The sequence below is a fragment of the Pedobacter sp. genome, from assembly GCF_040513095.1.
Classification (GTDB): domain Bacteria; phylum Bacteroidota; class Bacteroidia; order Sphingobacteriales; family Sphingobacteriaceae; genus Pedobacter.
This window is the reverse complement of record NZ_JBEVDX010000030.1, coordinates 1-13,135: the sequence shown is the minus strand read 5'-3', so window position 1 is coordinate 13,135 and position 13,135 is coordinate 1. Positions and strand designations below refer to the sequence as shown.

At 42.2% G+C, this 13,135-nt stretch carries 8 protein-coding genes; 7 read left to right on the top strand and 1 reads right to left on the bottom strand.

The genetic code is table 11. The features are described 5' to 3' along the window. The 7 genes from ABWY16_RS04240 to ABWY16_RS04210 form a co-directional block, all read left to right on the top strand. Positions 1–886: amidohydrolase family protein (locus ABWY16_RS04240; protein WP_353903406.1), on the top strand; the 886-nt coding region annotated here is incomplete at its 5' end. 106 nt (positions 887–992) lie between these two features. After that, positions 993–1,547: an RNA polymerase sigma factor gene (locus ABWY16_RS04235; protein ID WP_353903405.1), complete on the top strand. Its 555-nt coding sequence runs from the start codon at positions 993–995 to the stop codon at positions 1,545–1,547. A 107-nt stretch (positions 1,548–1,654) separates the two neighbouring features. After that, positions 1,655–2,647, top strand: a complete 993-nt coding sequence (locus ABWY16_RS04230; protein WP_353903404.1) for a FecR domain-containing protein — start codon at positions 1,655–1,657, stop codon at positions 2,645–2,647. A gap of 96 nt (positions 2,648–2,743) precedes the next feature. Continuing rightward, the gene (locus ABWY16_RS04225) at positions 2,744–6,211 is read left to right on the top strand and encodes a SusC/RagA family TonB-linked outer membrane protein (protein WP_353903403.1); all 3,468 of its coding nucleotides are present in this window, start codon (positions 2,744–2,746) and stop codon (positions 6,209–6,211) included. Positions 6,212–6,223: 12 nt separating this feature from the next. Beyond that, the gene (locus ABWY16_RS04220) at positions 6,224–7,630 is read left to right on the top strand and encodes a RagB/SusD family nutrient uptake outer membrane protein (protein WP_353903402.1); all 1,407 of its coding nucleotides are present in this window, start codon (positions 6,224–6,226) and stop codon (positions 7,628–7,630) included. A 130-nt stretch (positions 7,631–7,760) separates the two neighbouring features. Next, on the top strand, positions 7,761–10,208 hold the full coding sequence (locus ABWY16_RS04215) for a zinc-dependent metalloprotease (RefSeq protein ID WP_353903401.1): 2,448 nt from the start codon (positions 7,761–7,763) through the stop codon (positions 10,206–10,208). Between the two features lie 2 nt (positions 10,209–10,210). Beyond that, the gene (locus tag ABWY16_RS04210) at positions 10,211–11,320 is read left to right on the top strand and encodes a redoxin domain-containing protein (protein ID WP_353903400.1); all 1,110 of its coding nucleotides are present in this window, start codon (positions 10,211–10,213) and stop codon (positions 11,318–11,320) included. 171 nt (positions 11,321–11,491) lie between these two features. Here ABWY16_RS04210 and ABWY16_RS04205 read toward each other — a convergent pair. Continuing rightward, positions 11,492–13,135: hypothetical protein (locus ABWY16_RS04205; RefSeq protein WP_353903399.1), on the bottom strand; the 1,644-nt coding region annotated here is incomplete at its 5' end.

The window sequence follows — 13,135 nt, the reverse complement described above, 5'->3', positions numbered from 1 at the left end:
AGGTGGAGACGGAGCTGCACTAATGGAGGCCAGGAATGAAATCAGAAAAGGAGAATATACCGGACCTGATATTTATTTTTCGGCATTTTTAGCAGGTGACTGGTACTACAACAGAGACAGTAATATAAGAAAGGAACCATACTTCCCCTGGGAACAGCGACTTTTACCTGGTGATAATCTGGATGAGGCAATGCTAAAAGTAAAGTCCTGCGGAGCAACGGGAGTAAAATTGTACCATTCATTTGATGCAGCCTTCTTGAAGGATATCGTGAAGGCGGCAAAAAAACATGATTTATTGGTTTGGGGGCATACGATGATTTATCCGGCAAAACCTATCGAAGTGGTACAATCTGGTGTACAGGTATTATCTCACGTTTCTATGCTCGAGGGGTTGAGAGGGCCAGATGATGGGATGTTCTATAAGCGAAATAGATCCGCATCCTATCGGGACAGCGTAATGGCTAATGTTGACATAACAGAGTTTGTGAATGCAATGAAGGAAAATAAGGCGATTTTAGATGCAACTATTTGTGTCTCCGTGAAATCTGATCCATGGATCTTACCCTTATTAAAAAGACTGCACCAGCAAGGGGTGGAAATTTCTGCCGGTACTGATCAGATTGTTGATTTGAAACGTCCTTACCCTTATTTAATCGATGAATTATCATATTTCGTAAGCAATTGTGGTTTTAGTAACGCTGAGGCAATCCGTTCTGCAACCATTATAGCCGCTAAAGTAGTCGGACAGCAATCAAATATTGGTTTAATCAAAAAAGGTAGAAGAGCAGACCTGATTGTGATGAAAGAAAATCCCCTTAAAGAAATATCTGCACTTAAAGACTTGGATATGGTCATAAAGTCCGGGAGAATTATAACTGTGAACTGATTTAATCACTCAAATTATTGAGGATTCCCTTTTTAAGCTCATCTGAAACCGTATAATTATTGTTAATTCAATATTAAGCTTTACATTAGAGAGTTAATAATAAGAAATGCAATTGCTGAGCGATGAGTCGGATGAGGTGTTATTTGATCTTTTGAAAGTCAATAATGAAAAGGCATTCGCCATATTATACAATAGATATTGGGACAAACTGCTGGAAGTTGCTTACTTTAAGTTGAAATCACAGGTAGATGCTGAAGAGGTGTTACAACAGTTGTTTATCCAGATTTGGGATTCCCGTCACCATATTTTTCTAAGGTATACTTTGAGAACCTATATTTCTGCCGCACTAAAATATGCAATCTACCGCAAGATTGCCGAGCGTAAAAAGCAACAGGTTGTTTTCGTTGAGGGCGAGATAAATGTTGACTTCGCAGATAACAGTACGCAATATATGCTTGACTTTTCTCAGGTTCGCAACGAAATTGAAACTTTAGTGGCCCAGCTTCCCGAAAAATGTCAAATGGTGTATCGTTTAAGCAGACAGGATGATATGACAGCAAAAGAAATATCAGAAAGAATGCATATCAGTGAGAAAACCGTTCAAGGTCATCTCACAAAGGCCTTGAAGTACATTAAAAATAATCTTACCATTCTATTTTAGGTTATTTCTCGTCAATTTTTAGAAAAAAGACATAGAAATAAAAATTTTTTGAGTTTGACCAAGGGTCTTAAAGGGATTTCTGCACTATAGTGGTATAATCCTTGAAAATGTCAAGTCAAAATAATTCGGAAATAGAACATCTTGCGGCAAAGCTGCTGAATAATACCATCACTAAAGAGGAACGTCAGAGGTTGGAAGATTGGTATGCAGAAATTCCAGCGGATCCAACCGTTTGGGAGTTGGCAGATCACAATAAATATGAATTAAAAGCCCGTTTATTTGCAGGTATCGAAAAGCGGATCCAAAGGCCAGCAAAAAAGCGTGTGTTATGGAGATCTGTTTCTGCCGCGGCATCCCTGTTGCTCATTGCAGGTCTCGTTACATGGACCTGGCAAGCCAGAATGTCGGTCTCAAAAACTGTAGACCATGTTCAGGTATTATCGAATGGGAAAATCACAAAAGTTTATCTTCCGGATCATTCCATCGTGTGGCTTAAAGGTAATAGCAGCTTGGATTACCCTGTGAAGTTTAGCGATAGTACCAGAAATGTCACTCTTCATGGACAGGCGCTGTTCGAAATTACAAAGAACCCGTTACACCCATTTGTAATCAGCACAAGTAATTACACTACCAGGGTTTTGGGTACAAGTTTCAATATTGAAGAGAACCCGGCACAGAAGACATTCAGACTGACAGTCCTGACTGGTAAGGTTTCAGTCTATGCTAAAAATGATAAAGGTCTTTTAGGTGCCAAACCAGTTATTGTAACTCCCGGAAAGGAATTTGAATCTGTTGTCTCGGCGGGTGCGCCAACAGTCGTCGATGCAAAAGAATCAAATAAATTACAGATCCTGGATGGTACCGAATACAATATGAATTTTGAAAATAGCGGCTTTCGCGATATCAAAGCGCGTATAGAAAATAAATTTAATGTGACTATTGTTGCTGACGCCAGCTTATATAGCAACTGTCATGTTTCTGCAGATGTAACGGACCAGTCGCTTGAAAACACAATGAAAGTGTTAAAGTCTGTACTCAGTTTAAATGACTATGAAATCAAAAACGGAGTAATTAAACTGACAGGAGGAGGCTGTAATTAATGAAATAATTTTACCGAAAAAAGCAGCAGCAGAAGTGCTACGAACACCCTGCTGCAAAGTTTAGAAGCCAAATTGATAACTACTAAAACCAAACAAATGTATAAAAAATTGTTCGGAAGGCCAGCCTATGCGCTGGGGTTTCCAACGTCCGGCAGGTATGCTGGTCAAATGGATAGCAGTGTTTCTGTGATTCCGATTTTAATTAAGATTATGAAATTCTCATTGCTGCAAATTTTGGGTATTGCTTTGGCCGTTCAATTCAGCTGGTCAACACCCGCTAATGCACAATTGACTGAAAAAAGAATATCGATCGAGTTTACAGACCAGAAACTGGAAAAAGTTCTTAAAACCATCGCTAACAAGGCACAATTCAGACTGGTATACAACGATAAGCTGAACAATAGTACAAAGCTGATCAGCGGTAATTATTCAAATACGAAGATCAAAGATATTCTTGATCGTCTTTTGTCCACAAATCAACTGATGTATGAAGTGGTCAATGACCAGTTTGTCGTTATCAAAGGCCAATTGACCACTAAAGATAGGGTAAGTCCTGCAAATACTTCAGGGGAAGATACGCCGGCGGAAACAAAAGTCGGCTTTACTGTATCCGGAAAGATTACAGACGAAAACAACGTAGCGTTGCCTGGTGTGACAATACGTGTGAAAGACGGTTCGCAAATGGTTACAAGTAATGCTAAGGGCAGGTATACTATAGGTGTTTCTACAAGGGGCGCCACGTTGCAGTTTGCTTATGTAGGTTATAAAACCTATGAAAAGATTGTGAATGATGATTCTGATTTAGATGTGGAGCTGAAGCCAGATCCGGCCAAGTTAGATGAAGTTGTGATTATTGGTTACGGAACAACAACGAAAAGAACAAGTACCGGCTCTCAATCAGGCATTTCAGCAAAGGAACTTGAGAAGCAGCCAATTACAAATGTGCTTCAGGCCTTACAGGGGCGGCTTCCGGGTGTTCAGGTGTCGCAAACTAATGGCTTGCCCGGAGGAGCAATTAACGTTCAGATCCGTGGTGCAAATTCATTGGGCAAAAGTAACCGCCCTTTATACATTATTGATGGTGTTCCTTTCCTTTCTGAACCTATTAACACTACCGCAACAACAACATCTGTACTCCCTTCAGCCGAAGGAGCTACCAGCCCGATGAATTCAATTAACCCGGCTGACATTGAAAACATAGAGGTTTTGAAAGACGCTGATGCAACAGCAATTTACGGATCGAGAGGTGCAAATGGAGTGGTCCTGATTACCACAAAGCGCGGGCAGCCCGGAAAAACCAAATTCAATTTAAATGTAAGTTCAGGAGCTTCGGTTGTAACCCGCTTTGCAGATATGATGAAAACGGATCAATACCTGGCTTTGCGAAAAAAAGCTTTCGCAAATGGAACCACAAATCCTGCTACGCCAAATGCAACTAACGCCCCGGATCTGCTGCTGTGGGACCAGAATGCCGATACAGACTGGCAAAGGTTATTGTTAGGGAATACCGCAAAAACACATGACGTTACTGCAAACGTTTCAGGAGGTGAGGGCCGTACCAGTTTTTATATCAGTGGTACATATCATAAAGAAGGTAATGTTTATCCCGGTGACCAGGGCTATCAGCGCGGCGGCCTGAATGCAAGTATTAACCACACCTCCCTGAATCAAAGGTTTACATTGGGCCTTTCTACAATGTTTTCGACCGATAAAAATTCGATCTCTACTACTGAATTGGGTAATTATGCTTATAATCTGCCGCCGAACTATCCATTATACAACCTAAATGGCGACGGAAAATTATATTGGGTATCCGGTTTAAATAATCCCTATGGGTTTCTCAACCAAACAAACGACAACCGCAGTTCGAATTTATTGGGTAGTTTAAATCTGAAGTACACTATTTTGAAAGGCCTGGATATCAAGTCAACTTTTGGCTACAACAAGGCAGATATGAAACAGGTTACCCTCAGGCCTCTGAGCTCACTTAATCCCACCGGATCAGTGAGGACGTCAGGCACTGCTGCCTATGCATACACATATTCCAATAATTACATTATTGAACCACAGATTACTTATGACAATGAACTGTGGAAAGGTAAGATCAGTTTACTTGCGGGGGGAACCTATCAATACAAACAGTCACAACAACCCTATTATACAAGTGCTTCAAGTTTTACTTCTGACGATTTTTTGAGAAATGTTAACCAGGCCACAGAATATAATACGAGTAGTTCTTCAAGCAACTACAAATATACATCGTTGTTTGGGCGCATTAATTACAATGTAGAGAATAAATATATCCTGAACCTGAATTACCGTAGAGATGGTTCATCAAGGTTTGGACCGAACAAAAAATTCGGCACTTTTGGATCAGCAGGCGCAGCGTGGGTTTTTTCTGAGGAGAATTTCCTAAAAAATAAGATCAGCTTTCTTAGTTTCGGTAAATTGAGAAGCAGCTACGGCGTTGCCGGAAGTGATGAAATTGGGGATTATCAATATCTTGCCTCTTTCGCTGCTTCATCTGCGGCAATATATAACGGTTCTTCAAGTTTGGTTCCCAGCAGGATTGCAAATAGCGACTTCAAATGGGAAAGTACAAAGAAATTCGAAGTTGCACTGGAATTGGGTTTCTTCAACGACCGGTTGTCATTAACTTCATCCTATTATAACCACAGGTCAGGCAACCAGTTAATTACTTATCCACTAAGTTCACAGACTGGCTTCAGTGGTTTCCAAAGTAATCTACCAGCAACAGTACAGAACTCAGGGGCAGAGTTTTCGCTAACCAGCGTGAACATTAAATCAAAATACCTGACCTGGAATACCAGCTTCAACATCAGTAAGAATTCAAATAAACTGATTTCCTTCCCTGATATTGAAAAGACTTCTTATTATACAACCTATCTGGTAGGAAAACCAATTTCTGCTAATTACGCCTATCAGTATATCGGGATAGATCCGGCAACTAATTTCCCGGCATTCACGGATTTTAACGGAGTGGGGGGGACAGCTTCTCCTACCAGCGGATTCTCAGAGCTTGGCAGGGGCGACCGTTATTACGCAGGTACATTATTCCCGACATTTTTTGGTGGGATAACCAATAGCTTCACTTACAAGGGTATCAACCTGGATTTTACTTTCCAGTTTGTAAAGCAGGAAGGCAGGAGCCTGGCCAGATCTACATTTTATCCACCAGGCTATATGTACAATGCTGCTGCTAGTGTGGTCAATGATTATCTTTCACAGGGTTCACAGGATTATCTGGTTACTGCCGGGCTAACCGGTACAAATGGAAGAACAGCCTATTTTGCCTTCAGCAATTGGGCAGCTTCGGATGCGAATATTGTGGACGCCTCTTTTATCAGGATGAAAAATGTGAGCTTATCCTATGTTTTGCCAGGTACGTGGCTAAAAGCGATCCATGTAGATAATGTAAGGATTTTTACGCAGGGACAGAACCTGTTTACCGTTACTGGTTATAAAGGAATTGATCCCGAGTCACAAGGAGTTGGTACACCACCATTGCGGACTATAATTGCCGGTTTACAACTAACATTATAATTGACAACGATCATGCTAAGAATACTTAACAAAGTGATATTTGGGTTTGTCTTGCTCAGTATTACAATATTATATGGCTGCGAAAAAACAGTCGAGATAGAAGCGCCCCTTAATGAAATTACTACACCCTTGGTTTTCTCTTCAGATAAGCTTGCGGCTGGTGCTCTCGCCGGAATTTATACCGGGCTGGCACAAACTAGTACTCAAAGTACCGACCTTACCGTGTTCAGTTCTCTTCTTGCTGATGACCTGAGTTACCTGGGGGTAAACCCATCGCTCGTCGAAATCAACAGTAACGGTTATACCGCGCTGAGCACTTTCCAAAATACGATTTTCAGCGAATGGTACAACGTTATCTATCGGGCTAACCTGGTAATTGAAGGCCTTCAGAAATATGAGGGTACCTCAGCAAAAATTAAAAAGCAATATACTGCTGAGGCGAAGGTAATCCGGGCCTACTGTTACTTCAATCTTGTGAATACCTTTGGCGATGTTCCTTTAATTAAAGAAACTGATGTTACTGGTACTGCACTCTTACCCAGGGAGACAACCGCAAACATTTACCGTCAGATCATTGAAGATTTAACTGCCGGCAAGAACGATCTGGCAGCTGACTATTCAGGTTCTTCAAATAACCGCCTGGGTGTCAACAAATTCGTGGCAACTGCGCTTCTTGCCCGCACCTATCTGTTTTTAAAGGATTATCCTGCTGCAGAAAGCAATGCTTCGGAGGTTATTGCTTCTTCGCAATACAGTCTTATTCCTGCCCAAAACATGCAAACCGGGGTTTGGGTAAAGAATAATGTGGAGAGCATATGGCAAATGTCATCACCTTTAAATGTCAATAATCAATATACAATCGAGGCATCAACATTTCAGTCGTTGTTGCCAGCTAACCCTCAATATGATATTCGCGCCTCCTTTCTGGCACTCTTTGAGCCGGCCGATTTACGCAGGCAAAGATGGATGCGGGAGTATAGGGTAGGAACGCTGGTGAGAACATTGCCTTATAAATACAAGTATCCAACAAATGCAGAGGCACTTGCTGCAAACGTTATGGAGGCACCTACAGTTTTACGCCTTGCAGAACAATATCTGATTAGGGCAGAGGCAAGGGTAAGAATAGGAAATAATCTCGATGGAGCGCGCAGTGACATGAATTTGGTTAGGATACGGGCCAGATCAGAAGCGAGTACCACTACAATTGCTGCCAGACTCCTTGAGGAGATCATGCTGGAAAACCGAAAGGAGTTTTTCTGCGAACAGGCTTTCCGCTGGAATAACATCAGGCGAACAGGGGAGGCAGATGCTATTTTATCCGTATTAAAACCAGGTTTTAGACCGGTAGCCAAATTCCTGCCAATTCCCCAGGCAAATATTGATGCGAACCCAAATCTTATCCAAACTGAAGGTTATTAACTAAATTATGATATATAAATTTAAAACTATCACCAGGCTAAAAGGCCTGGTGATAATCACCCTTCTGCTCACACTTTTTGTGAGTTCGTGCAGCGTGTTCAAAAAAAACAAAAAACAAAAAGGCTTGACTATGGCAGTACAGCCCAGACCAAAAGCTGATTCCACACGAAACACCATCAGGCCATACAATGAAGTGATTACAAATAAAGCGGTTACGCAAAAGGGCCTGTTTATTGTCCATAAAATAGCAGAAAAGTATTATTTTGAAATCGAAAATAGTCTGCTCAATAAGGAAATACTCGCAGTTACCAGGCTTAGCAAATCAACCCCCGGTGCCGGAAATTACGGAGGTGAGGAAATCGGGGAACGAACTATTTATTGGGAATTAGGGCCGGCAAACAAGCTTTTTCTTAAAGTAGCAACTGTAGTGAGCATAGCTGATTCCAGTGATATGATCGCAAAAGCGGTAGCAAGTTCTAATCTTAATCCTATCATCATGTCTTTCCCTGTTAAAGCGAAAGGCAAGGATTCATCCAGTGTGGTTATTGATGTAACCGATTTTTTAATGAATGAGAATGTTTTACTTTCACTGGACGCATCGGCAAAGAAAGCTTATAATCTGGCAAATCAGGCTGCCGACCGCTCTTACCTTGAAAGTGTTAAAAGTTTTCCTATCAATACAGAGATCAGAAGTATCCGTACGTATACATCCACAAGTTCAGCCACGGGAGGTGGTGGAATGCCTGCGGCCGCTCAAGCCGGTGCAGTTACTTTAGGATTGAATTGTTCCTTCATTTTGCTTCCTACCCATCCCATGCGCCAGCGTTTCAATGATGCACGTGTTGGTTACTTCTCAAATAGCTATGATAAATATGCAGATCGTCAGCAAAAGGTTGAAAAGGCGTCATTTATACACAGATGGCGTTTGGAACCCAGGGATGAAGATATGGACAAATTCAAACGCGGTGAACTGGTTGAACCCAAAAAGCAAATTGTGTACTACATTGACCCGGCAACACCCAAACAGTGGAGACAGCCACTTATTCAGGGTGTGAACGATTGGCAGAAGGCCTTCGAACAAGCTGGATTTAAAAACGCTATTATCGGGAAAGAATGGCCTGAAACCGACTCAACGATGAGTCTTGATGATGCCCGCTTCTCGGTGATCAGGTATTTTGCTTCAGCACAGCAGAACGCCTACGGACCCAATATTGCTGATCCAAGAACTGGCGAGATCATAGAAAGTCACATTGGCTGGTATCATAATGTAATGAACCTTGTGCACCGATGGTACATGATACAGGCAGGAGCAATCGATCCGAAAGCACGGAAAAATAAGTTTGACGACGAACTCATGGGGCAGCTCATCCGGTTCGTGTCTTCTCATGAAATCGGCCATACACTGGGCTTAAGGCATAATATGGGCGCTAGTAGCACCGTACCTGTGGAGAAGCTGCGGGACAAAGCGTGGGTTGAGGCTCATGGACACACGCCTTCTATTATGGATTATGCGAGGTTTAACTATGTTGCCCAGCCGGAAGATAATATTTCCCAGAAGGGTATTTTTCCGAGGATCAACGATTACGACAAATGGGCGATACAATGGGGATATAAACCTATCCCTGACGTGGCGACGGCCGAGGCAGAAAAACCGATCCTTAATAAGTTGATTATTGACAGCTTATCGTCCAGCAAAAGATTGTGGTTCTCAGGTGAGGGAAGAGATTATGATCCGCGCTCACAAGCCGAGGATTTGGGAGATGATGGCATTCAGGCAAGTTTGTACGGAATTAAAAACTTGAAGCGTATTGTTCCTCAATTGATCAGCTGGACCGGCACTCCAGGTAGTGATTACAGTGATCTGGGCGAAATGTATAAGGAGGCAGTTGGGCAATATGCACGCTACGTTGGCCATGTAAATAAATTGTTGGGAGGCGTGATGGTTACGGAAAAAACATTCGATCAGCCAGGAGCTATTTATGAGCCGGTAAGTGTACTCCGCCAGAAAAAAGCTATTAAGTTTTTCAATGAACAGGTCTTCACTACGCCAAAATGGTTACTTAGACCGGAAATTATAAATAAGATAGACCCGCAATACGGATTTAATGATGTTCAGCGGGTGCAAAAAGAGACTATCGCTTCCATCACCTCTCAAACACGGCTCTATCGAATGATGGTAAATCAACGTGATAATGGCAAGGGAGCTTACTCTCCCAGGCAGTGGCTTAATGATATCAAGGATGGTGTTTTCAGTGAATTAGCCACGGGCAGCGCGGCAGACGAGTATAGAAGGGCGCTGCAGAAAATGTATGTGGGCAGCATTATCACCATGTACAACAAGCGTTTCGCTTTGCAGGGATCCAGCGATAACATCATCGCATCCCTCGCTCCAACAGAAGTTACACTGTATTCGAATGTTAAGGCACTGGCTTTTTATCACCTGAAAGAATTACGGAGAGACATAACGGCCGGCATCAATCGTACCAGGGATATTGATACGAAAATGCACCTTCAGTACCTCAAACAGATGTTAGATAAAATTTTGGCTGAATCGCCGATACCTGGTTTAAATTATTAGGAATGACAAATTATAATAAAGTTACGGGAATGCTGCTCTTTCAGCTGTTTCTATGTGTGGGTGTTTTAAATGGAATCACTGGTTTTAAGTCTGAGGGTTTTATTATTGAAGGATCAATCGTAGCTCCCGAAGGAACAGGGATTCAAATGACGTATCAATATCTTGGTAAAACAATATCGGATTCAGCCAGGGTAAAAGACAACAAAGTGATTTTAAAGGGTGTCTTGCCGCAAGCAGTACTCTGCACGCTAAGTAATTCTGTGAATCAACAGATAAAAATCATAGTCGCCCAAAATGAGCGTATCAGGTTAAGCGGTTCGGTAAAGGGTTTCTATTCTATAAAGGTAGACGGGGGTTCTGAAAATGACCTTTTTAGTGTTTTTAAGCAGAAAAGTTTAAACATAACAGCAGATTATAGAGCGCAGCTCTCAGCTACGAAAGAAACAATTTACAATAAGAGCAGTGCGGCTTATATCCGTTTTCATCGAAGGGTTGATAGTTTGACACGTGCTTTTGTAGGGAAGTATCCTGACGCTGTAGCTTCGTCACTTGCAATTATCAATAGCCATATGAATAGCACTGATGTTTTAAAGGCAGAGGATTGTTATAATTTGTTATCTGAGCGGGGCAAAAAAAATCAGTATGCGGGGCGGATAAAAATGTTTGTTGATACTGATAAAGCGATGAAGGTTGGAAACAGTGCCCCGGAACTAGTTTTGAAAGACTTGAATGCCAGGGTTTTTAAATTAAGTGCGCAACGCGGAAAATACGTTTTGTTGGACTTTTGGGCAAGCTGGTGCATTCCATGCCGCGAAGAACACCCTTTGTTAAGAAAACTTTACCATGACTTTAAAAATGATGGGATTGTCTTTGTAAGCGTTTCCATGGATACAAATGATAAAAATTGGAGAAATGCTATAGAAAAGGATCAGCTTGTTTGGCGGCAGCTGAATGACCCGTCAGCAATGGGCGGCATGCTGGCCGCCAGTTATGGTATAAAAGCTTTGCCATTCAACTGTATTATCGATCCTGAGGGTAAGATCTTAGCTACAAAACTCAGGGGACAAGACCTCGAAAATTTTCTGGTCAGGTTATTGAAAAAAGATAACTAAGATGCTCTGCGCATTTTTCAAATTAAGCAGCAGTATCTATGAGTTGTTAATATAGCGGCATTTTTCTGAAGCTTGATAGTCCTATCAAATGCTTATGTTCAATAGGACGTACCAAAGAATAAAGTGTTATTTTATAGTGAATTAATCAAAAAAATTTTTTTGATTAATTCACTACTTTACTACTACGCGGACCCTATCCAAATTCTGAATACGTGTAAACGACGTTTTTGCATTTCCCTGCCGTTGCGAGGCAACTCTTAGCGTAGGGAAATAGCTGCCTGGTTCAGTAAATTTATAGGTTGTAGTTAGTTTAACACGTGAACCTGTTTTATTAACGGCAGTCCATTTTGTAACGACTGGAAAAGCTGCTGAGGTTGCAAAGTTCCATCCATGTAAATCACCTATCTTTTTTTTGAATTCTGAGGATAAACCTTCAAAGTTCCAAACGGCGGTCACCAACTTGCCCATACTTTCCGGCACATCCACAATTGCTGTAAATGTAACTGTTTCACCAACTTTAACTTCAGCACGTTTGCTGTCATTTGCTTTCAATTCTACCAGGGGCTGTATGCCCTTCCGTTCATTTGCTCCCGCTGGAAGAATGACCTGCCCGTCAACTATTTTATAATTCGTACTTGCTGCCGGGGCTTTGCCTTTTTCTACCCAAGCACTCAGGTCAAGCAGCGCTTGTTGCAAAACACCAAGGTAACTAACTGTTTGGGTTGGGTCGTCTTCGATAGCGACATCTCCATGTAAAGCACGATCCGTGAACCATACCCTAAAATGACTGTCAAGACTATCTCCAAGGTTAGCTTTGACTTTGGTACGGTACCAATCTGCCTGCCAGGGAAAAGCTTCGCGATCCCAGGCGGACTCCAAAAGGATCATCTTCCCTTTAAATTTGCCTGTTGGAATGATCCCGGCTGCCCCTTTCGTAAAAATCGGCCCCAGTAGCAGTGGACGTTGAGGATATTTTGGTGTGCCATCAGTATTGCGGAACTGATCCCATACATAATATTCCTTTCCCGGTACCTGGTGGCGATGATAGGTTTGTATGGCCAGGAAGTTTGAGTTATCCACCTGTACCGAATCTCCTGCTTTCAGTTTAGTAACTATTGTAGAATCAACTGGCCCCAACACCACTTTATCGTCTGCAATTTTTTCTATCATCAGGACTTTTCCGGCGGCCGCTCCACTTTTGATGATCAGATCACCACCCAGGAAGTAAACATCCTTAAGCTTGTCCTTCAATTGAAATGCAACCGGCATCCCATCAGCAACGCCGCCAATATTCCTGGAGGCTGCTCCAGCCGTTCCGCGGTCTTCCGCAGCTACTGGTTTCTTAAGTCCCAGGGTGGCAGCTTGATCACTATTTATGAGTGCCTTAATTACACTGCGCTGCTGAATTCGCCCTTTTACAAATAGCTCTGGTGAATCGTGTCCAAGGTAGCCAGGCAAGTTCCAAAAGTCATGTTCAAAATATTTAGGATCTATACCAACAATTGACTGGTATAAAACTGAAAAGCCTTGCGTGCCCATTGTTTGATAACCAAACCAGCTTTTTGCGGGGAATCCCATTTTAGTAGCTTCCTGTAACACTGACTTTTCCTGCTGATTTAATCCAGCATACATATTGCCGCTTCCCCCCGGTTCCAGCGCATCAACAATCTGTGAAAATTTATCTTTTAAGACACTCATAGCATACATGCGTGCGGTAAATACATTGGGAATGGCCTGGTCAGACCCTAAAACATAGGGAACGATGCCGTCCCAGACGCTATTTGTGCTTTCAAAGCCTCCGACAGTACGGTACGC

Excerpts from the sequence above, each read along its gene's own strand:
- ABWY16_RS04235 (WP_353903405.1), top strand. The coding sequence starts at position 993 with ATGCAATTGCTGAGCGATGAGTCGGATGAGGTGTTATTTGATCTTTTG.
- ABWY16_RS04230 (WP_353903404.1), top strand. The coding sequence starts at position 1,655 with ATGTCAAGTCAAAATAATTCGGAAATAGAACATCTTGCGGCAAAGCTG.
- ABWY16_RS04210 (WP_353903400.1), top strand. The coding sequence starts at position 10,211 with ATGACAAATTATAATAAAGTTACGGGAATGCTGCTCTTTCAGCTGTTT.
- ABWY16_RS04225 (WP_353903403.1), top strand. The coding sequence starts at position 2,744 with ATGTATAAAAAATTGTTCGGAAGGCCAGCCTATGCGCTGGGGTTTCCA.
- ABWY16_RS04220 (WP_353903402.1), top strand. The coding sequence starts at position 6,224 with ATGCTAAGAATACTTAACAAAGTGATATTTGGGTTTGTCTTGCTCAGT.
- ABWY16_RS04215 (WP_353903401.1), top strand. The coding sequence starts at position 7,761 with ATGGCAGTACAGCCCAGACCAAAAGCTGATTCCACACGAAACACCATC.